Source organism: Streptomyces aurantiacus JA 4570, from assembly GCF_000414115.1.
In the GTDB taxonomy this organism is placed as follows: domain Bacteria; phylum Actinomycetota; class Actinomycetes; order Streptomycetales; family Streptomycetaceae; genus Streptomyces; species Streptomyces aurantiacus_A.
In genome coordinates this window covers 1-20,896 of sequence record NZ_AOPZ01000442.1, presented here as the reverse complement: position 1 = coordinate 20,896, position 20,896 = coordinate 1, and the positions used below count along the sequence as shown (strand labels likewise).

14 protein-coding genes and 2 pseudogenes are annotated in these 20,896 nt (G+C 72.4%); 4 read left to right on the top strand and 12 right to left on the bottom strand.

The genetic code is table 11. The features are described from left to right. The first annotated feature begins 177 nt into the window (after positions 1 to 177). The gene (locus STRAU_RS33805; RefSeq protein ID WP_016644916.1) at positions 178 to 1,209 is read left to right on the top strand and encodes a lytic polysaccharide monooxygenase auxiliary activity family 9 protein; all 1,032 of its coding nucleotides are present in this window, start codon (positions 178 to 180) and stop codon (positions 1,207 to 1,209) included. A gap of 70 nt (positions 1,210 to 1,279) precedes the next feature. Here the strand turns inward: STRAU_RS33805 and STRAU_RS33800 are convergent, their stop codons facing one another. The 3 genes and pseudogenes from STRAU_RS33800 to STRAU_RS33790 all read right to left on the bottom strand — a co-directional run bounded on the left by STRAU_RS33800 (position 1,280) and on the right by STRAU_RS33790 (position 6,602). Continuing rightward, on the bottom strand, positions 1,280 to 1,765 hold the full coding sequence (locus tag STRAU_RS33800; RefSeq protein ID WP_016644915.1) for a pentapeptide repeat-containing protein: 486 nt from the start codon (positions 1,763 to 1,765) through the stop codon (positions 1,280 to 1,282). A 268-nt stretch (positions 1,766 to 2,033) separates the two neighbouring features. Then, positions 2,034 to 3,123, bottom strand: a pseudogene (locus tag STRAU_RS33795) (DNA polymerase Y family protein). Beyond that, a complete protein-coding gene (locus tag STRAU_RS33790; RefSeq protein ID WP_037663695.1) occupies positions 3,120 to 6,602 on the bottom strand; it encodes a DNA polymerase III subunit alpha in 3,483 nt (1,160 codons plus the stop codon). The pseudogene STRAU_RS33795 and the gene STRAU_RS33790 overlap by 4 nt, the downstream one beginning before the upstream one ends. A gap of 142 nt (positions 6,603 to 6,744) precedes the next feature. Here STRAU_RS33790 and STRAU_RS33785 point away from each other — a divergent pair, with 142 nt between their 5' ends. The 3 genes from STRAU_RS33785 (at position 6,745) to STRAU_RS33775 (ending at position 9,788) form a co-directional block, all read left to right on the top strand. Then, complete coding sequence (locus STRAU_RS33785; RefSeq protein WP_037663681.1) at positions 6,745 to 7,767, top strand: membrane protein; 1,023 nt, start codon at positions 6,745 to 6,747, stop codon at positions 7,765 to 7,767. A 122-nt stretch (positions 7,768 to 7,889) separates the two neighbouring features. Beyond that, positions 7,890 to 9,035 carry an AAA family ATPase gene (locus STRAU_RS33780; RefSeq protein WP_016644911.1) on the top strand — a complete coding sequence of 382 codons (1,146 nt, stop codon included), beginning with the start codon at positions 7,890 to 7,892 and terminating at the stop codon, positions 9,033 to 9,035. Between the two features lie 309 nt (positions 9,036 to 9,344). Next, the gene (locus tag STRAU_RS33775; RefSeq protein ID WP_037663679.1) at positions 9,345 to 9,788 is read left to right on the top strand and encodes a subtilase-type protease inhibitor; all 444 of its coding nucleotides are present in this window, start codon (positions 9,345 to 9,347) and stop codon (positions 9,786 to 9,788) included. A 51-nt stretch (positions 9,789 to 9,839) separates the two neighbouring features. Here the strand turns inward: STRAU_RS33775 and STRAU_RS44190 are convergent, their stop codons facing one another. The 9 genes and pseudogenes from STRAU_RS44190 to STRAU_RS33730 form a co-directional block, all read right to left on the bottom strand. After that, positions 9,840 to 11,507 (bottom strand): dipeptide ABC transporter ATP-binding protein, encoded by a 1,668-nt coding sequence (locus STRAU_RS44190; protein ID WP_158692195.1) that lies wholly within the window; start codon positions 11,505 to 11,507, stop codon positions 9,840 to 9,842. Then, the gene (locus STRAU_RS33765) at positions 11,504 to 12,496 is read right to left on the bottom strand and encodes an ABC transporter permease (RefSeq protein ID WP_016644908.1); all 993 of its coding nucleotides are present in this window, start codon (positions 12,494 to 12,496) and stop codon (positions 11,504 to 11,506) included. Before STRAU_RS33765 ends, STRAU_RS44190 begins: the two co-directional genes overlap by 4 nt. A 3-nt stretch (positions 12,497 to 12,499) precedes the next feature. After that, positions 12,500 to 14,275, bottom strand: coding sequence for an ABC transporter substrate-binding protein (locus tag STRAU_RS33760; protein ID WP_052029397.1), 1,776 nt, complete (start codon positions 14,273 to 14,275; stop codon positions 12,500 to 12,502). A 53-nt stretch (positions 14,276 to 14,328) separates the two neighbouring features. Next, the gene (locus tag STRAU_RS33755) at positions 14,329 to 15,240 is read right to left on the bottom strand and encodes an ABC transporter permease (protein WP_158692194.1); all 912 of its coding nucleotides are present in this window, start codon (positions 15,238 to 15,240) and stop codon (positions 14,329 to 14,331) included. 406 nt (positions 15,241 to 15,646) lie between these two features. Then, positions 15,647 to 16,732, bottom strand: a complete 1,086-nt coding sequence (locus STRAU_RS33750; RefSeq protein ID WP_016644905.1) for a S1 family peptidase — start codon at positions 16,730 to 16,732, stop codon at positions 15,647 to 15,649. A gap of 451 nt (positions 16,733 to 17,183) precedes the next feature. Then, the gene (locus tag STRAU_RS33745; RefSeq protein ID WP_037663676.1) at positions 17,184 to 18,083 is read right to left on the bottom strand and encodes a S1 family peptidase; all 900 of its coding nucleotides are present in this window, start codon (positions 18,081 to 18,083) and stop codon (positions 17,184 to 17,186) included. A 241-nt stretch (positions 18,084 to 18,324) separates the two neighbouring features. Then, entirely contained in the window at positions 18,325 to 19,128 is an 804-nt protein-coding gene (locus STRAU_RS33740; protein WP_037663687.1) for a DUF1684 domain-containing protein, read from the bottom strand. Positions 19,129 to 19,143: 15 nt separating this feature from the next. Next, complete coding sequence (locus tag STRAU_RS33735; protein WP_016644902.1) at positions 19,144 to 20,481, bottom strand: NtaA/DmoA family FMN-dependent monooxygenase; 1,338 nt, start codon at positions 20,479 to 20,481, stop codon at positions 19,144 to 19,146. Further along, a pseudogene (locus STRAU_RS33730) lies at positions 20,478 to 20,896 on the bottom strand (LLM class flavin-dependent oxidoreductase); the annotation flags it as partial. The pseudogene STRAU_RS33730 and the gene STRAU_RS33735, both read right to left, overlap by 4 nt.

Sequence of the window (20,896 nt, the reverse complement as noted above, 5' to 3'; positions counted from 1 at the left end):
GTCAGGCTGAGGGGGTCCTTAACGGGAGCATAAGGATGGCCGGAGGGCGGTCCCGGCAGGCGAATTCGGGGATTTCTGGGGCTAGTTTGCTGATCGCCGCGGGGTTCGCGGCCCGGCCCCTGCGGGGTTCGCGCTCCGCCCGCCCTCACCTGAACGTCGCCCTAGGAGAGATCCCCCATGTCTGCTGCTCGCAAGGTCGCCGCGATCGCCACCGCGGGTGTCGCGCCGCTCGCCCTGACCGTGTTCGCCTCGGTGCCCGCCGCCGCGCACGGTTCGATGACGGACCCGGTGAGCCGGGTGTCCGCCTGCTTCCAGGAGGGTCCTGAGGCGCCGAAGTCGGCGGCGTGCAAGGCGGTCGTGGCGGCCGGCGGGACGCAGGCCCTGTACGACTGGAACGGCGTCAACATCGCCAACGCCGCGGGCAAGTCGAAGGAGATCATCCCGGACGGGAAGCTGTGCAGCGCCGGGAACGACAAGTACAAGGGGCTCGACCTGCCGCGCGCCGACTGGCCGTCCTCCAAGCTGTCCGCCGGTAAGCACACCTTCAAGTACCGGGCCACCGCCCCGCACCGGGGCTCCTTCGAGCTGTACGTCACCAAGGACTCGTACGACCCGAGGAAGCCCCTGAAGTGGTCGGACCTGGAGGCGCGGCCCTTCGCGAAGGTGACCGACCCGAAGCTGGAGAACGGCAGTTACGTCTTCCAGGGGAAGGTGCCCGCCAAGTCCGGCCGCCACCTGGTCTACTCGATCTGGCAGCGCTCCGATTCCCCCGAAGCCTTCTACACCTGCTCCGACGTGGTGTTCGGCAAGGGCAGCGGCGGTTCGGGGGCAGGTGCCGGGGCCGCCGCGCCCACCGCCTCCGCACCCTCCGAGAAGGAGATAACGGACGGGGCGGACAAGTCGTCCGTGGAACACCGGGGCCACGGCGACAGCGACGCCCAGACCGGGCCGAAGGTCACGGAGGCGAAGCCCGCGAAGGACACCGGGGACGACACGGCGGCGGCCCCCGGCGGGTCCGGCAACCAGCCCGAGGTGAAGGGCGCCGCGGGCAAGCCCGTGGCCGCCGACGAGAACCTCGCCGAGACCGGCGGCGACAGCGACACCGCGTACATCGCGATCGGCGGCGCCGCGGCGCTCGCGGTCGGCGCGGCCGCGATGTTCGCGACGACCCGCCGCCGCACGGCAACCGGCGGCCGCCACGGCCGCTGAGCCGGCGGGCCCGGTCGCTGAGCCGGCGGGCCCGGGTCGGCGTCCACTCGGCCCGGGCGTTGCCCGGCGGTCACCCCTCCCGCACCTCCAGCCCGACGATGTCCGCCAACGCCGGTGCCAGCTCAAGGAGTTGGAGGGCACTGATGGTCACCCCGCGCATCGCTTCGAGGCCGGAGGCGATGCTGAGGGACGCCGCCTCGCTGAGGTCGGCGCGGTCGGCCTTGACGTTGTCGAAGCGGACCCGGTCGAGGGTCGTACCGGGAAAGGCGACCCGGGTGAGCCCCGCTCCGCCGAAGTCCACGTCCCGCAGCAGGCAGTCCACGAAGGTGACGTCCCGCAGCGCGGCCGCGCGCAGGTTGACCGAGTCGAACTTGCAGTGGTGGAACGTGACGCGGCGCAGTTGCGCGCCGAAGAGTTCCACGCCGGCGAGCAGCCCGGCGCCGGACTCGCAGTCCGTCCAGGCGGTCTCGGCGAGGTCGGTGCCCACCCAGCGGACCTGGTGGGTCCAGACGTCGTCGAAGCGGGCGCGGCGGTAGCGCCCGCCGGTGAACGTCACCGAGGAGAACGCCGACTCGGCGAACAGCGCGCTGCCGCCGTCCAGTTCCTCGAAGTCGCACCCGTCGAAGTGCGCGGCTTCGTAGTCCCCCTCCCGCGCCGGCTCCCCGGCGAAGGGTTCGAGCCGGTGGGCGTACGGGAGGTCGGCGAGGTCACGCTGGGGGCGGGGGCGCTGCGCGGGCATGGCGAGGTCTTTCGTCGGAGGGCGGGCGGGGCTGGAGCAGTTTGTACCGCGCGGGCCGGGCTCGGGCCCAGTCGAACGGCGATGATCAGGCCAGGGGCTTGGCCGCCGCGGCGGGGCGGGGCGACGACCTGGGCGGCGTCCCCGGCCCGCGCGCCGGCGTCCCGGACCCGCCCGCCAGCGTCCCCGGCACGATCGCCCCCGGGCCGAACTTCTCCCGGGCCCGGTCGGCCACCGCCTCGATGCGGCGGGCCTTCTCGTCGGCGGCGGCGGGCCTTCTCGTCGGCGGGGTCGAAGGTGAGCTGGCGGGCGGCGAGCGCGGCGGGGGCGATGCCTTCGGCGCGCAGGGCGAGGGCGCGCACCCGGGCCCGCTGGAGGCCGAGCGCCTCGTACATCCGGTACGCGGCCGCCGTCAGCGCGGCCGCGTGCGCGGTCGGCTCGGGCAGCGCCCGGGTGCGGGTGGTGACGGAGCGGTCGGCGTAGCGCACGGTGAGGGTCAGGGAGCGGCACACCTGGGCGTCGCCGCGCAGCCGGACGCCCAGTTCCTCGGCGCCGGAGAGCAGGGCGCGCCGGTGCCGGTGCGGGTCGATCTCGTCGCGCGGGAAGGGCCGTTCGACGGCGAGGGAGCGGGTGGCCGCGTTCGGGGCGACGCGGGCGCGGTCGACGCCGTGCGCCCTGTCGTACAGCTCGCGCCCGGCCCGCGCGCCGACGAGCCGCTGCAGCGTGGACAGCGGCGCGGCGGCGACCCTGCCGACGGTGTCGAGGCCGTACTCGCACAGGGTGCGGGCGCCCGCGCGGCCGACGCCGGGCAGCTCGGCGACCGGCCTGCCGTCGAGGAACTCCGCGACCGCGTCCGGGGATCCGGGCACCACCCGGGTCACCCCGGGCGCCGCGTCCCGCGCGGCCATCCGCGCCAGCATCGGGCCCGGCCCGGCGCCGATCAGGCAGTCGACGCCGTACAGGGCGAGCGTCCGCACCCGGATCAGGGCGGCGATCCCGGCGGCGTCCCGGCCGAAGTAGCGCCGCGCCCCGCTCACGTCGGCGAGCGCGGCGTCGGGCGGCAGGGCCTCGACGACGGGCGTGAACTCGCCCACCACGGCGAGCAGTTGGGGCAGCAGAGCTTCACCCGGGGCGCCCTCGGGCCCCGAGGTCAGGAAACGTACGTACAGCGTGCTCATCCCGCGCTCCCCGGACTCTGGTGCCACAACTTCCGCCCCGTGGCGGCCCGTTCGCCGGGTGGCTGGAGGTCGGCCCAGGGGTGCATCTCGTATCCGGTCTCCATCCGGATGCGCCGCCCGTTCACGGGCTCGCCCTCGGGGGGCGCCGGGGCACCCTCCGCCGCCGGGGTGCCCTCGGCGTCCGGCCCCGCCACCCCTCGCTCGGCCAGCCGCAGCGCCACCGCGTCGAGCCCGCCGTCGCGGCGCAGTTCCACCAGCTCCGCGAGGTTCCACGCCGCCGAGCCGACGACGCTGAGGCTGCGCGGCCCGCGCCGCTGCACCACGCCGCGTACCAGCAGCAGCCAGGAGTGGAAGACGGTGTGCGCGCAGGCGTCGTGGCTGTCGTCGAAGAAGGCCAGGTCGACCAGGCCGGTGCCGTCGTCGAGGGTGGAGAAGATGACGCGCTTGCCGGAGCGGATCGGCGGGGTCTGGGTGGCCGCCTTGGCGCCCGCGACCAGGACCGTGTCGCCGTGCCGCGCCGTGCGCAGGCGGCGCGCGGAGACCACGCCCAGCTCGGCGAGGAAGGCGTGGTGATCGTCCATCAGGTTCCGGGACGCGTCCATGGAGAGCACGCCGAGCTCGGCGCTGAGCCGCTCCGCGTCGTCGAGGTCGGGCAGCCCGGCGGAGGCGGTCTGCCGACCGCCGGAGAGCGGGAGTTGAGGTCCACGGGCCCCGCGAGCACCCCGCTGAAGCTCCGTCAGGTGCAGTTGCAGATCACGCCGGTTGGCGCCGAATGCGTCGAGCGCGCCGACCTGCGCGAGCCGGGTGGCGAGCGGCCGGCTCGGCCGGGCCCGCTCCCAGAAGTCGAGCAGCGAGGCGTACGGCTGCCCGGCCGCGACCCGCTCCGCCTCGGCCTCGCTGATGCCGTGCACGTCGGACAGCGCGAGCCGCACCCCCCACTTCCCCGATTCGGACTCCAGTTCGATGCGATGGGCGACCGCGGACCGGTTCACGTCGAGCGGAAGGACCGGCACCCCGCGCCGCCGCGCGTCCGCGAGCAGCAGCCGCTTGGGGTACATGCCGGGGTCGTGCGTGAGCAGCCCCGCGTAGAAGGCCGCCGGGTGGTGGGCCTTCAGCCACGCGGACTGGTACGTCGGCACGGCGAAGGCCACCGCGTGCGCCTTGCAGAAGCCGTACGAGCCGAATGCCTCGACGATCTCCCAGGTGCGCGCGATCGTTTCCGCGGAGTACCCCTTGGCGGCCGCCGCCTGGGCGAACCAGACCCGGACGCGCCCCTGCGACTCGGGGTCGGAGAGGCCGCGCCGCACCCGGTCGGCCTCGTCGCGCCCGCAGCCGGTCATGAGGTGCACGATGTCGATGATCTGCTCGTGGAAGACGACGACTCCGTAGGTCTCCTTCAGCGGTTCCTCCAGGTCGGGGTGCGGATAGCGGATGGGGGCGCGGCCGTGCCTGGCCTCGATGAACGGCCGCACCATGTCGGCGGCGACCGGCCCGGGGCGGAACAGGGAGATGTCCACGACCAGGTCGTGGAAGGTCGCGGGCTGCAGCCGGCCCACCAGGTCGCGCTGCCCTGGCGACTCGATCTGGAAGCAGCCGAGCGTCTCGGTGGAGCGGATCAGTCGATACGTCGACGAGTCGCCCTGCGGGATCGCGTCCAGGTCGAGCGGGGTGCCCGTGGCCCGCTCGACCTCCGCGGCCGCGTGCGCCATCGCCGACTGCATCCGCACCCCGAGGACGTCGAGCTTGAGCAGGCCGAGGTCCTCGACGTCCTCCTTGTCGAACTGGGACATCGGGAAGCCCTCGCCGCTGGTGGGCATGACGGGGGTGCGATCGAGGAGCGAGGCGTCGGAGAGCAGCACGCCGCAGGGGTGCATGGCGACGCCACGGGGCAGCGCGTCGAGCCCTTCGACCAGCTCCCACAGGCGGCCGTGCTTCTCCGTCTCCGCCGCCACCTCACGCAGTTCGGGCAGCTCCTCCATCGCCGCGCGGGCGTCGCGCGCGCGGATGTGCGGGAACGCCTTGGCGATCCGGTCGATGTCGGCGGGGTCCATGGACAGGGCGGCGCCCACGTCCCGGATCGCGTGCCGCACCCGGTACGTCTCCGGCATGGCCACGGTCGCCACGCGCTGTTCGCCGAACCGGCCGATGATCGCGCGGTAGACCTCCAGGCGGCGCGCGGACTCCACGTCGATGTCGATGTCCGGGAGCACCCGCCGCCGCACGGACAGGAACCGCTCCATGAGCAGGCCGTGCTCGACCGGGTCGGCGTGCGCGATGCCGAGCAGATGGTTGACCAGGGACCCGGCGCCGGAGCCGCGCGCCGCGACCCGGATGCCCAGGTCCCGTACGTCGTCCACGACTTGAGCGACCGTCAGGAAGTACGAGGCGTATCCGTGGTGGGCGATGATGTCCAGCTCGTGGTGCACCCGCTCCCAGTACGCGCGGGCGTCCGGGCGGCGGTCGTAGCCGCGCAGCACCATGCCGGCCGCGGCCCGCGATGCGAGGACGCGCTGGGCGGTGCGGCGCCCGGCGCCGACCAGGCCGGGCTCGGGGAAGCGCACGGAGCCGATGCCGATGTCGTCCTGGGGGTCGACCAGGCACTCGGCGGCGGCCGCCCGTGTCTGTTCGAGCAGGCGGTACGCGGTGTCGCGGCGGAAACCGGCGGCCTCCACCACCCGCTCGGCGGCGCTCAGCATGGCGGCCTCGCCCTTCAGCCAGCGCTCCCCGCTGTCGAGAGGGCCCGACGGGTCGATGGGCACGAGGCGGCGCGCGGCGTCGAGGACGTCGGCGACGGGGCCCTGGCCGGGGTCGGCGTAGCGGACGGCGTTGGTGAGGACGGGGCGCAGGCGCTGTTCGGCGGCGAAGCCGACGGTGCGGGCGGCCAGGCGCAGGGAGCCGGGTCCGGTGCCCGCGCGGCCGTGCCAGACGGCTTCGAGGCGCAGCGCGTCGCCGTACCGCTCGCGCCAGGGGACCAGGAGGCGGGCGGCGCGGTCGGGGCGGCCCGCGACGAGTGCGCGGCCGACGTCGGAGGCGGGGCCGAGCAGCACGGTCAGGCCGTCGCCGCGGCAGTCCTCCCAGGGCAGCACGGGCGGGCCGTCGCCGCTCCGGTGCGCGGCGCTGACCAGGCGGCACAGCTCGGCCCAGGCGGTGGCGCCGTCCCGGGCGAGGAAGGTCACGCGCGGGGTCGACTCGTCGATGAAGGCACCGCCGCGCACCGGAGCCCGGCGCCGCGCACTCCGCTCGCCCTTTTCCGGGGCCACCGGCGGCTCGACCGCGAGCTCCGTCCCGAACAGCGGCCGCACCCCCGCCTTCTCGCACGCCTTGGCGAACCGGACCGCGCCCGCGAGGGTGTCCCGGTCGGTGAGCGCGAGCGCGTCCATGCCCCGCTCCGAGGCGCGCTCGGCAAGGCGCTCCGGATGCGAGGCCCCGTACCGCAGGGAGAACCCGGAGACGGTGTGCAGATGCGTGAACCCGGGCACACGCACCTCCTGAACCTTCCGCTTGCTCGTCCCCTCCTCCACCATAGACCAACTTTCGAACCAACGTTCGATAGCCGGTTCCGTCAGCCATTCGGCCGCGCCCCACCTGCGTGACCCCCGGCCGCCTCGGAGCGTGGAGGGCATGACCTTCGCCGACGAGTTGAAGAGCGCCGTCACCCCGCGAGCAGCCATGCTCGTCATCGGTGTGCTTGCCCTGCAGCTGCTGTTCATCGCCTCCTACGTGGGGGCGCTGCACAACCCGAAGCCGACGGACGTGCCCTTCGGGGTGGTCGCCCCCGGCGAGGCGGCCGCGCAGACCAAGGACCAGCTGGCGAAACTGCCCGGCGAGCCGCTCGATCCACGCGTGGTCAAGGACGAGGCCGAGGCCCGGCGGCAGATCATGGACCGGAAGATCGACGGCGCCCTGATCGTCGACCCCCGGGGCACGGACGACACCCTCCTGGTGGCCTCCGGCGGCGGCAAGGCCCTCGCCAACGCCCTGGAGACGATCGCCACCCGGACCGAGGGCGCCCAGAAACGCACGGTGAAGACCGTCGACGTGGCCGCCGCCTCGTCCCAGGACTTCAACGGGCTCTCGTCGTTCTACCTGGTCGTCGGCTGGTGCGTGGGCGGCTATCTGTGCGCCTCGATCATGTCGATCAGCGCGGGCTCGAAGCCGGCCAACCCGCAGCGCGCGGCGATCCGGCTCGGCGCCATGGCCCTGCTCTCCCTCGCGGGCGGCCTCGGCGGCGCGGTCATCATCGGCCCGATCCTGGGCGCCCTGCCCGGCTCGATCATGGGCCTGTGGGGCCTCGGCGCCCTCGTCACCTTCGCGGTCGGCGCGTTCACGCTGGCCCTGGAGGCACTCACGGGAATCGTCGGCATCGGCCTGGCCGTCCTGGTCATCGTCGTCGCGGGCAACCCCAGCGCGGGCGGCGCCTTCCCCCTGCCGATGCTGCCCCCGTTCTGGGAGGCGATCGGCCCAGCCCTGCCCCCCGGCGCCGGCACCTGGGTGGCCCGCTCCATCGCGTACTTCCAGGGCAACGCGGTGACGGGCCCGCTCCTGGTCCTCTCGGCGTGGGCGGTAGGCGGAACGGTGGTGACCCTGCTGGCGGCGATGCGCCGGACGCGCGGGCGCGCGGATATGAGCCCGTCCGGCGTTTGAGGACGAGCCGCGAAGCGGTTGAGGACGAGCCGCGAAGCGGCGAAAAGGGGGCCAGGGGCGAAGCCCCGTGTGAACCCCCACGCCCAGGGCCACTGTCAGACCCACCTGCAACCCTGAAAAACATGATCCGCACACTCGCCGTCGAAAACTACCGCTCCCTGCGCAAGCTGACCGTCCCCCTGGACCGCCTGAACGTCATCACCGGCGCCAACGGAACAGGCAAGTCCAGCCTGTACAGAGCACTGCGCCTACTCGCGGACGCGGGCCGCGGCGGCGCGGTGACGGCCCTGGCCCGCGAGGGCGGCCTCCAGTCCGCGCTATGGGCCGGCAAGGCCAAGGCGGAAGCGACAAGCATGCGCCTCGGCTTCGCGGGCGACGAGTTCGGATACGCGGTCGACTTCGGGCACCCCATGCCCACATCAGGGGTGGGCGCGGCCCCGTCGCTGTTCAACCTGGACCCGGAGATCAAACGCGAGTGCACCTGGGCGGGCCCGGTGCTCCGCCCCGCCACACTGCTCTGCGACCGCGCGGGCCCGGCGGTGCGCACACGGACGGCGGACGGCGGCTGGCACCGCACGCAGGGCATCCGGCCGTACGACAGCATGCTGAGCGAGCTGGCCGACCCGCAGCTCGCCCCCGACCTGCTCCGGCTGCGCGAGCTGATCCGCTCCTGGCGGTTCTACGACCACGTCCGCACGGACGCCGACGCCCCCGCCCGCGCCGCCCGCATCGGCACCCGCACCCCGGTCCTCGGCCACGACGGCGCCGACCTGGCCGCGGCCCTGCAGACCATCCGCGAGATCGGCGACGCCGACGCCCTGGACGCGGCCGTCGACGACGCCTTCCCCGGCAGCCGGGTGCGGATCCTCGACAACAGCGGCCGGTTCGAACTGCGGCTGCACCAGGCGGGGTTGACCCGCCCCCTCGGCGCCGCCGAGCTGTCCGACGGCACGCTGCGCTATCTGCTGTGGGCGGCCGCGCTGCTCACCCCCCGGCCGCCCTCGCTCCTGGTCCTGAACGAGCCGGAGACCAGCCTGCACCCGGACCTGCTGCGCCCCCTCGCGGACCTGATCCTCACCGCGACCAAGGACACCCAGATCGTCCTGGTCACCCACGCCGGCCCGCTGGCGGAGGCGGTCGCGAAGGGCGCGCGGCGCCACCGCGTGGACGTCAACTCCACAGAGCTGGTCAAGCAGTCGGGCGAGACGACGGTGGCGGGCCGCGAGAGTCTGCTCGACGAGCCTCTCTGGTACTGGCCCAAGCGCTGACCCCCATTCCGGATCCAGCCATTTCCGCCCCCTCCGGAAGGCTCGGCCGGAGTGACCCACCCCACTCCCCCGGGCCTTAGCCGCACATTCCGGCTATCTGGGAACTTCCCGCCGATTCCCCCTTCACGCCGGTCACGCGTGGTGCACGGGTCCTCAACCGACCGTGAGGCAGTATCGCTTCACGCCACTACACACAGTTTTCAACCAACGACTGAAAGTCAGTGATCGACGTGCTTTCGCTGTCGCCCTGAGCAAGACTCCGACCCGTTCCGTTCGTTATCCGTGACGACAAGCAAGGGAGTGTTCGAAATGCGGTACATCTCTGGGGGGATCGCGTTGGGCGTCACCCTCGCCCTCGGCGGTCTGGCCACCGCGGCCACCGCCGCGCCGGCGCCCGCCAAGCCCGCGGCCCCGGCCGTGAGCGGCTACGCGCCCTCCGAGCTGGTGCTCACCATCGGCTACGGCGACAACGCCGCCACCGCCTCCATCCAGCGGGCCGTGACCCTCGGCTGCTCCTCCGGCGGCGTCGGCAGCCACCCCGACGCGCCCGGCGCCTGCCACCAACTCCGCATGGTGGGCGGCAAGTTCGACAAGGTGACCAAGGCGCCGACGAACACCGCCTGCACCAAGGAGTGGAACCCGATCGTCGTCACGGCCGAGGGCGTGTGGGAGGGCCGCCGCGTCAACTACGAGCACACCTTCGCCAACCCCTGCGCGCTGACGGCAGGTCAGGGGCAGGTCTTCAACTTCTGAGCCCCCCACCCGGTCCGGCGCCCCCCTCCGCGGGGCACCGGACCGGGTGGCTCATACCGTCGCCGCGAGCAACTCGCGGGTGTACGCGGCGCTCGGGCGGTCGAAGACCTCGTCCCGGTCGCCGGTCTCGACGATCTCGCCGTGCCGCATCACCGCGACGCGGTCGCAGAAGTGCCGTACGACGGCCAGATCGTGCGAGACGAACAGCAGCGAGAGGCCGAGGTCGTCGCGGAGGTCCATCAGGAGGTTGAGGACCTGGGCCTGCACGGACACGTCGAGAGCGGACACCGGCTCGTCGGCGATGATCAGCCGGGGGCGCAGTGCGAGCGCGCGGGCGATGCCGACGCGCTGCCGCTGGCCGCCGGAGAATTCATGCGGGTAGCGCCCCAAGTGGTCCGCCGACAGGCCGACTTGCTCCAGGAGTTCCACGGCCCGCTCGCGGCGCTCGGCCGCGTCCGCCCGGGTGTGCACGCGCAGCGGCGTCGTGACGATCTGCTCGACGGTACGGCGCGGGTTCAGCGAGGCGTACGGGTCCTGGAAGACGAGCTGCGCATGGCGGCTGAGCTCGCGGCGCAGCGCCGTGTCCCCCGCCGCGCCGGAGATGTCACGCCCCTCGAAACGGACTTCGCCCGAGGTGGGCCGCTGGAGCCCGGCGAGCACCCGGGCGGTCGTGGACTTGCCCGAGCCGGACTCGCCGACGAGGCCCAGGGTCTCCCCCTCGCGCACGGACAGGCTGATGCCGCGGACGGCGCGGGTCGGCTCGCGGCGCCCGCTCCAGGTGCGTCCGCCGCCGAACTCGACGTGCAGGTCGGTGACTTCGGCCAGCGGGCGGGCGTCCGCGACGACCGCGCGCGCCGCCGTGCGCGGCTTGGGCTCCGGCTCCTCGACCGTCGGCAGGCGGGTGCCCGGGACGGTGCGCAGCGTGGGCGCCGCGCCGATCAGGGCGCGGGTGTAAGGGTGTTCGGGGGCGGTGAGCAGTCGCTCGGTCGGCCCCGACTCCACCTGCAGGCTGTCGCGCATGACCAGGACCCGGTCGGTGGCGTGCGCCACCACGCCCACGTCGTGGGTGACCAGGAGGACGGCGGTGCCGTGCTCGCGCCGCAGCTCGTCGAGCAGGTCGAGCACCTGGCGCTGGACGCGGGCGTCGAGCGCGGTCGTCGGCTCGTCCGCGATGAGCACGTCCGGGCTGTTGATCAGCGCCATCGCGATCACCACGCGCTGGCGCATCCCGCCGGAGAACTGGTGCGGGTAGTCCCGGGCGCGGGCGGCGGCGATCCCCACCCGCTCCAGCATGTCGACCGCCCGGTCCCTGACCTCCGCCCGCGGCGCGCCCTTGTGGTGGACGCGGTATGCCTCGGCGAGCTGCGCGCCCACCGGATGGAAGGGGGACAGGGCGGCCAGCGCGTCCTGGAACACCATCGCCACCCGGGAACCGCGCAGCGCGCGCAGCTCCGCGTCACAGGCGCCGACGACCTGGGTGCCGCCCACCTCCAGGCTGCCGGCGATCCGGGTGCGCGCCGGGTCGTGCAGGCCCATCGCGGCGAGGCCCACGGTGGACTTGCCGGAGCCCGACTCCCCCACCAGGCCGAGCACTTCGCCGCGCGCCAGGTCGAAGGTGATCCCCTCGGCGGCGGTGACGGCACCGCGCGGCCCGGTGAACGTCACGCTCAGATCGCGCACACGCAGCGCGGGAGCGGCCGTCGGAGCAGGAGTGGTCACGCGAGCCTCACCCTCGGATCGAGCCAGGCGACGACGAGGTCGGCCAGGGCGACGAACACCACCACGAAGAAGGCGGCGAGCAGCACGGTGCCGACGACGGTGGGCAGGTCGTTCTGCACCACCGCGTCCACGGCGAGTTTGCCGACGCCGCCGAGCCCGAAGACGGTCTCGGTGATGAACGCGCCGCCGAGCAGCGCGCCCACCTCCAGGCCGAGGAGCTGCACCAGCGGCGCCGCGGCCCCGCGCGAGGTGTACTTCAGATGGGTGCGCAGCGGGCCGAGCCCCTTGCCGCGCGCCGTGCGCACGTACCCCTCGTGCATGACCTCCAGCATCTGGGCGCGGGAGAGCCGGGCGAACATCGCCGCGTTGACGAAGCCGAGCACCAGGCACGGCAGCAGCAGCCCCGCGGCCCAGGCGCCGAGGTCCTCACCCGGCGGGGTGTAGCCGGGCAGCGCGAACCACCCGGTCCGGTACACGAGCAGGTACTGCAGCGCGTAGCCGAGGAAATAGATCTGCACGCTGGCGCCGAGCAGGGTGAAGCCGGACAGGACCCGGTCGGTGGGGCGGCCGCGGCGCAGCGCGGACACGAAGCCCGCGCCGATCCCGGCCACGACGATCACGGCGAGCGCGCCGCCCGCGAGCGAGAGCGTCACCGGGAAGCGGCTGGTGATGGCGGCCCGCACCGGCTCGTGCAGCGCGTAGGAGTAGCCGAGGCAGGGCGCGTCGCAGGCGATGGGGGTGCCGTCGACGTCGCTGATGGTGCGGCCCGTGACGAAGCCGCGTACGTAGTCGGCGTACTGCGCGAGGATCGGCTCGTCCAGTCCCATGGATTCGCGCACGGCCGCGAGCTGGGTGGCGTCGCACTTGGGTCCGCAGGCGATGACGGCCGGGTTGGAGGGGGCGGCGTAGAAGAGCGCGAAGGCGGTCGCGGAGATCGCGAGCAGCACCACGGCCGCCTGCACCGCCCGGCGTAGCAGATAACTGAGCATGGGTCAGGACGACTTCTTCAGGTACAGCCAGGCGGGGCTGATGGTGCCGTAGATCGGGTGGATGAACGCGCCGCCGACGTTGCTGCCGCGCACCTGCTGGACGCGCTGGTGCAGGAACGGCACGAGCGGCACGTCCTTCATGATCGTGTCCTTCTCCAGGGCGATGAGTTCCTTGGCCTTCTTCGTGGCGTCGCTGATCTCGGCGATGCGGTCGAGTTCCTTGTCGACGGCCGGGTTCTTGTAGCGCGGGTCGTTGTCGAGGGAGTCGCGGCGGCTGTCGAAGCGGTACGGCACGCCGGTGGCCGGGGTCGGCCAGTCCACGGAGGAGCCGGACATCCACAGGTCGTACTGCGGATCGGTGCCGCGCAGGACCTCGTTGGTGTAGGCGGGCAGCGGCAGCGGCTTGGTGACCAGCTCGATGCCGGCCTTGGCGAAGGCGTCGACGAGGACCTGGGCCATGCGGTCGTTGACGGCGTTGGACTCGTAGGCGTAGGAGAGGCGCTTGACCTTCTTCTTGGCCCTGGCCAGGTGCTGCTTGGCCTTCTCGATGTCGCCGGTGGGCTTGACGGGGTGGGTGTCGTAGCTCTCCCAGCCGACGATGGCGGGCGAGGAGTACGTGGTGGCGATGTCGCCGACGCGCGGGCCGCCGAGAGCCTGGCGGGCCTGTTGGCGGGGCAGGAGGTAGTGGACGGCCTTGCGCACCTCGGGGTCGGCGACCCGGTCGTTGCGGATGATCAGGTGGTACGTGAACGCGCCGCGCCGCCCGTCGACGATCAGGTCCTTCTTCTTCGCGTCGCGCCCCGCCTCGCCGATCAGCTCGGGCGGGAACTCGTTCTTGGTGGTGACGGTGTCCGCGCCTTCGCCGCGCCCGTTGAGGATCTCCTGGGCGGTGTTGAGCTCCTTCTTCTCGAAGGTGAACTCGAACTTGTCGGCGTACTGGTGGCGGATCGGGTCGGTGTCCGCCTTCCAGTGCGGGTTCCTCTCCAGGGTCAGGGACTGGTTCTGCCGGTGGGCCGTGATCCGGTAGGGGCCGGTGGCGAACGGCTTGAGGTCGTAGGCGGCGCCGGTGTCCTTGTCGGGGCGCACCGGCGACGAGGAGGACTGCGCGGCCATGAACGGCACGTCGGACTGCGTCTTGTGGAAGCGGAAGACGACGGTCTTGTCGTCCGGCGTCTCGATGCGGTCGAAGTCGCCGTCCTTCTTGGGGCCGCCGTAGACCTTGCGGGCCGCCGCGAGGTCGGACTTGCCGGTGAGCCACTGCGGCCAGTAGGACGGGCCGACCTCGAAGCCGGGCGCGAAGGTGCGCTCGATGCCGTACTTGATGTGCTTCGAGGTGATCGGCCTGCCGTCCTCCCAGGCGATGCCGTCCTTGAGCTTGTACGTCCAGGTGCGGCCGCCGTCCGAGGGCCTGCCGGTGTCGGTGGCGAGGTCGCCGACGAGCTTCGGCTTGCCGTTCACGACCTGGTACTGAGTGAGCTGGCGGCCCCACAGGAGCGAGGTGTTGTATGCCTCGCCCGCGTAGACCTTCTGCGGGTCGAGGTGGGAGTAGTCGCGCAGGTTGGCGACGCGGACGGTGCCACCCTTGCGGGCGCCTGCGACGGCCGGGGCCGGGCCCGCGCTGTCCTTGGCGCTGCCGACTCCCGCGACCAGGTCGGCTTCTGTCCTGGTCGCGGCCTCGTCGCTCTGGGAGCCCGCCCCGGCCGAGCAGGAGCACAGCACGAGCATGGCGGAGGCGGCGGCGACAAGCGGGACCGCGGTGCGCGAACTAATCCTGGGCATGGCGAACTCCATTGACGGTGCGGTGAGTTGGTGGCCGTACGGAAAGAGGTGACTCAGTGGCGGGTGCGTGGATCGAGCGCGTCGCGCACGCTGTCGCCGAGCAGATTGAAGGCGAGGACGAAGAGCAGGATCGTCACGCCGGGGAAGATCATGTACGTCGGGTCGTCGTAGAAGACCTCGGAGCCGCGCGCGATCATCCGCCCCCAGTCGGGGATGGGCTCGCTGATGCCGACGCCCAGGAAGGACAGCGCGGCCTCGGCGGTGACGATGCCGGGCAGGGCGATCGTGATGTGCACGAGGACGGGCGCCCAGACATTGGGGAGCAGTTCGCGCAGCACGATGTGGCGGCGCGAGGCGCCCAGCGCCCGCGCGGCCTCGACGAACTCCCGCTCCCGCAGCGAACGCACCGTCGTGCGCAGCATCATCGCGAGCGGCACCCAGCCGAACGCCGCGAAGATCAGCACGAGGACGGTGAACTGCATCCAGGCGGGCTCGTTCTCGCCGGGGTCCACGAAGCGGGTCTGCACGATCGGGCCGAGCGCGAGGAAGAGCAGCAGCGTGGGGAAGGCGAGCAGCACATTGCAGACGAAGGTGAAGGCCCGGTCCGCGAGCCCGCCGAGATAGCCGACGGTCACCCCCAGGACGACACCGAGGACCGCGATCACGGCGATGGCGGCGGTGGCGACGAGCAGGGAGGTGCGGATGCCGTACAGAAGCTGGGTGAACACGTCGCGGCCCAGGCCCGGTTCGATGCCGAACCAGAAGTCACCGGACATGCCGCCGTTGGGCAGCACCGGCAGCCCCTCCGGGCTGAGCAGTCCGGCTTCGTTCTGGCCGTAGTGCTCGGTGGGGTTCTTGCCGTAGAGCGTGGCGATGAGCGGCGCGGCGAGGGCGAGCAGCACGAACAGTGCCACCACGCAGAGCGCGACGACGCCGATCCGGTCCCTGCGGAAGGCACCCAGCATGCTGCCCCACTCCTGATGACGTACGGACGCGGATGTTTCCCGCGTCGGGTTGCGCATCATTAGAGCCAGCGGCGCGACGCCTTCGCAAATCCCCCACAGAAAGCATTTCGGGAATGCTGCGGAGATTTACAGCGGTGCAACATTACAGGGCCCCACAAGGGGGCAAAAACGGGCATTTGCAGCATCATGAGATCTGCGCCACACACCTCACCATGGAAGGTCAGGTGCGCCACAAACCTGCATAGGGAAGGTCATCAACGCGCACCACCTGCGCATCAGCGCCAATCTACGCGCGTCACCCCGTGGAAGTTCAAGGGAATCGCAATTATCCGACCAGTTTTCATAAACGCGAAAGGGCCCCGGAAACCAAAAGGTTTCCGGGGCCCACCAACCGTCGAACCGGGCGTCAGCCGATTTCCGCCCCGAAGGCCGACAGGGCCTCCGGCACCGGCTGGAAGAACGTCTCGCCGCCGGAGCTGCAGTCACCGCTGCCGCCGGACGTCAGGCCGAGGGCGGTGTCGCCCGCGAAGAGCGCGCCGCCGCTGTCGCCGGGCTCGGCGCAGACGTCGGTCTGGATGAGCCCGTTGACGACGTCGCCGTTGCCGTAGTTCACGGTGGCGTTCAGACCCGTGACCTTGCCGTCGTGCAGCTGCGTGGTCGAACCGCTGCGCTGCACCTCCTGGCCGACGGTCGCGTCACCGGCCTTGGTGATCTTCTGCGTGCTGCCGTTGTAGAGGTTCACCTCGCTCGGGTGGGCGGTGTCGCCGCTGTACTTGACGATGCCGTAGTCGTTGTCGGGGAAGCTGGAGCCCGCGTTCTCACCGATGGCCTGGCCGCCCTGCTTGTCGGACCAGCTCTTGACGGCCTCGGTGCAGTGGCCCGCCGTCAGGAAGTGCGGGGCACCGTCCTTGACCACGTTGAAGCCGAGCGAGCAGCGGCTGCTGCCGCCGAAGATGGCGTCGCCGCCGGCGATGAAGGGCTTGAACTCTCCCTTGGTCTGCTTCAGTTCGGCCTTCTCACCGAGGCCGTCGACGACCGACGTCAGCTTCTTCAGATCGGCGCCCTTGACGGTGCGGTCCGCGGTGACGACGACCTTGTTGGTGGCCGGGTCGGTGGCCCAGGACGTGCCGGGGATCGACGCCTTGTCGGTGAGGGCCGTGTGGGCGCCCTTGAGCTCGGCGAGGGAGTTCTCCACCAGTCTGGCCTTGGCCCCGGCCGACTCGACGGCGTCCTTGGCGCTGTCGTCGAGCACGTTCACGACGAGGTTCTTGGCCCCCGCGTCGTAGTACGTGCCCGCGGCGTCGGCGCCCAGCTCCTTGTCGAGCGAGGAGGCGAGCTTTCCGGCCTTCGCGACGGAGAGCGTGTCCGGCTTGGGGGTGGGGGTGTCCTCGCTCGCGTTCGCAGTCTGGAAGGTGATGGCCGCGCCGATGAGGGCGACGACGCCCGCGCCTGCCATGGCGGCCCGGCGCTTGGGTATGCGGCGGTGCTTCAACTGACGTCCTCCTGTGGGGGGTCCGGTCCGCTCCGGTGTGGGGACCTCGGCGGCCGAAAGGCGTACGCGCATGGGGAAGCGACGCTGGATAAGCCGCGTCCATGCCAATAGGACGCGGCCCACTATTCCCAGCGGGCCAGGTCGCACACAAGGTCTACTTCAGGACGCCCGCCCGACAATGACCTTCCAGCCAGGCCCCGTTGACCGTCCGTGGTCTCACCACGTGGGTTCCCGCTGCAAACACCGCGTGCGAGCGTCGGACGGCAGCGGGTGAGGACTAGTCCTGTCCGGATTTCGATGTTCCGGAACGCTCCAGGACGCTCCGCGACGCTCCGGAGGCAAGCGAAGAGCCCCCGCCCGGGAGTTGGGCGGGGGCTCAGGTGCCGATGCCGGCGGCGCTGTCAGTGCCGTCGTCGTGCGCCGTGTACGAGGATCAGTACACGTACGCGGATCAGTACACGCTCACGTTGTACGCGCGCAGCGCCTCGGTGACCGGCTGGAAGAACGTCGTGCCGCCGGAGGAGCAGTTGCCGCTGCCGCCGGAGGTCAGGCCGAGCGCCGTGGTGCCGGAGTAGAGCGGGCCGCCGCTGTCGCCGGGCTCGGCGCAGACGGTGGTCCGGATCATCCCGTACACGATGTCGCCGCCGCCGTAGTTCACCGTGGCGTTCAGGCCGGTGACACGGCCGGAGTGGGTGCCGGTGGTGGAACCGCGGCGGGTGACGGACTGGTTGACCGTCGGGTCGGCGGCGCGGGTGATGTCCTGGCTGCCCACGGTGCCGGACTTGGTGATGGAGCTGTTGGTGTAGCGCACGATGCCGTAGTCGTTCGTCGGGAAGCTGGAGCCGTGCGTGCTGCCGAGCACGGTCGTCTTCGCCGAGTTGGCCCACCACGTGCCCGCGCCGTCGGTGCAGTGACCGGCGGTCAGGAAGTAGTAGGTGCTCCCGTTGCGGACGTTGAAGCCGAGCGAGCAGCGCCAGCTGCTGGCGTAGGTGGCGTCGCCGCCGGAGATGTACTTCTGGAACTTGCCCGGCGTGCGCTCGATCTTCAGGGCGCCGGCCTTGTCGCCCGCCGCCTGCTTCAGCTTGGCGATCTCGGCCTTGGAGACCGTGCTGTCAGCGGTGACGACGACCTGCTTGGTCTTCGGATCGACGTTCCAGGCGGTGCCCGCGACGTCCGCCTCCAGGACGGCATCGCCGGCCGCCGTGAGGTCGGACGCACTGTAGGTACGGGCCTCGTCCGCGCTGGCGGCGGGGACGGCGAGTGCGGCGGCGGCCACAAGCCCGGTCGCGACGGCGACCATGCGGGTGTGTCTCGCTATACCGCTGCGGGGGGTGGTGCGCTTGATCCTCACTGCTGGTTCCTCCCGAGGGAAGTCAGGGGGCCCATGTGGGTTGGGGCCCGTGAGGCGCAGCCAACGGGCAGGGCGGATTCCGTTTACGCCGTGCCCCTGACAAGCGCTGCTCGGGAGTATTGGGGCCGTCCTGACCCCGCACAAGGGTGCCTTTCGGCCGCACCGGCGGATACACGCCAACCGGCCCCGGTGGTCATCGCACCTGCGTACGCCACCGGGGCTCTGGGTCATCGGCTCTGGGTCAGACGTCCCGTCGCGCCGAAAGGTTCCGTTCCCCGGCGGCGATCTCGGCGGTGAGGGTGTTGCCGGGCGGCGGGAAGGGGCAGATGAAGTGGTCGACGAAGGCGCACGGCGGCAGCAGCGAGCGGTTGAAGTCGACGGTCGTACGGCCCTGTTCGTCGGGGGCGGCGGGCCGCAGGAAGCGGAAACGGTAGCTGGAGACGCCGCTGGTCCCGTCCGCGAACACCGCCCACAGCGACCCGTCGTCCTCGACGCTCACCTGCAGCGTCTGCTCCCGCCCGGCCAGCGTGAAGGCGAGTTCCCCGCCGAGCCCGAGCCCCCGCTCCACGCCGTCCGCGTTGCCGACGCGCACGGTGCGGTCCTGCTCGTACGGGGTGAAGCGGCCCTCGGCCACGAAGCGCGGGTCGTGTCCGGTGACGTCGATGCCGGCGAAGGCGCGCCGCGCCGGGGCGTCCGGGTCGAAGTCGCGGACCGCCCAGAGCCCTTCGCGGCGCAGCACGACCAGGCGCCGCTCGCCGAGCCCGAGCCGGGCGGCGGTGACGGGTCCGGGGTCGGGGGTGAGGCGAACCGTACCGGCGAAAGGCCCTCCGTCGAGGGTGAGTCCGTCGTCCCGCGCGGCCGTCAGGACCAGCTCGTCGCCGTCCTCGGCCCAGTGCCCGGGCAGCCCGGGCAGCGCGCCGTCGGGGTGGTCGGCGAGCCAGTGCGTGCCGGTGAGGGACAGCGGGCCGTAGGGCGCGGAGACGGTGGCCGCGCGCTGCTCCTGCCACTGCGCGAAGTCCCGCAGCGCCTCTTCGGTGGTGCTCATGGTGATCAACCCTTCTCAATCCTGCCGAGCGGGCTCGGGCAGCCCGAGGTGTGAGCGCAGCGTCGCGCCCTCGTATTCCGTGCGGAACGCGCCGCGCTCCTGGAGCAGCGGCACCACCCGTTCGACGAACTCGTCGAGCCCGCCCGGCGTCAGGTGCGGGACGAGGATGAAGCCGTCGGCGGCGTCGGTGCGCACGAACTCGTCGAGCTGCTCGGCGACGGCGGCGGGGGTGCCGATGAAGGACTGGCGGGAGGTCGTCTCGATGACGGTCTGGTGGATGGACAGGCCCTTGGCCCGGGACAGGGCGCGCCACTGCTCGGCGACGGCGCGGGGATCGCCGACCTTCACCCGGCCCTGCACGAGCGTCGAGTCCGGGTCCGGGTCGATGTCGGGGAGCGGCCCGTCGGGGTCGTACGCGGACAGGTCGACGCCCCACACCTGCTCCAGGGCGAGGATCGCGTTCTGCGGCGAGACCTGTTGGCGGCGGATCTCGATGGCGCGTTCCTGGGCCTCGGCGGCGGTGTCCCCGAGCACGAAGGTGACGCCGGGCATGATCTTCAGGTCGTCGGGCTCGCGTCCGTACGCGGCGAGGCGGCCCTTCACGTCGGCGTAGAAGGCGCGGCCGGACTCCAGGGTGCCGTGCCTCGTGAACACGACGTCGGCGGAGGAGGCGGCGAACTCGCGGCCCTCGGGCGAGTCACCGGCCTGGATCACGACGGGATGGCCCTGCGGCGGGCGCGGCACCCCGAACTCCCCGGCGATGTCGAAGTGCTGCCCTTGGTGTGCGAAGGGCCGCGGTTCCCCCACCGAGCCGTCGGGGCCGTCGGGCGTCCAGGAGTCCCACAACTCCCGTGCCGTGGCGACGAATTCGGCGGCGCGGGTGTAGCGGTCGGCGCGGTCCAGGAAGCCGCCGCGGCGGAAGTTCTCGCCGGTGAAGGCGTCCGAGGAGGTGACGACGTTCCAGGCGGCGCGCCCGCCGCTCAGGTGGTCGAGGGAGGCGAGCCTGCGGGCCAGTTCGTACGGCTCGTTGAAGGTGGCGTTGACGGTGGCGGCGAGGCCCAGGCGGTCGGTGGCGGCGGCGAGCGCGCTCAGGACGGTGAGGGACTCGGGCCGTCCGACCACGTCCAGGTCGTGGATGCGCCCCTTGTGCTCGCGCAGCCGCAGCCCCTCCGCCAGGAAGAAGAAGTCGAAGAGGCCGCGCTCGGCGGTGCGGGCCAGATGCTCGAAGGAGGAGAAGTCGATCTGGGAGCGCGAGCGGGGATCCGCCCACACGGTGGTGTTGTTGACGCCGGGGAAGTGGGCGGCGAGGTGGATCTGCTTCGTGCGCGGACGATCGGTCGTACGGTGCGTCATGTCGGGTCCCCCGCGAGTGCGGCGTAACGGTTGGCGGGCCGGGCGAGGCCCAGGTGCTCCCGGAGCGTGGCGCCCGGGTAGAAGGTGCGGAACAGGCCGCGGTGCTGGAGCAGCGCCACGGTGCCGTTGACCAGGCGCTCCAGGTCGCGCCGGGGTTCGACGGGCGTGAGGTGGAAGCCGTCGACGGCGTCCGCCGCGTGCCAGGCGGCGATGAGGTCGGCGAGGTCGACGGGGCCGCCGCGGTAGAGAGGGCCCTGCGCGGTGGGCAGCGGGCCGCCGCCGTGGCCGGGCTGGGCCGCCTGCTCGCCGCCGCCGAGGTCGACGACCAGCGCGGCGAGCACCCGCAACTGGCCCGGGTCACGGCCGAGTTCGGCGGCGCGGCGGCGCAGGTCGGCGCGGGCGGCGCCCGCCTGGG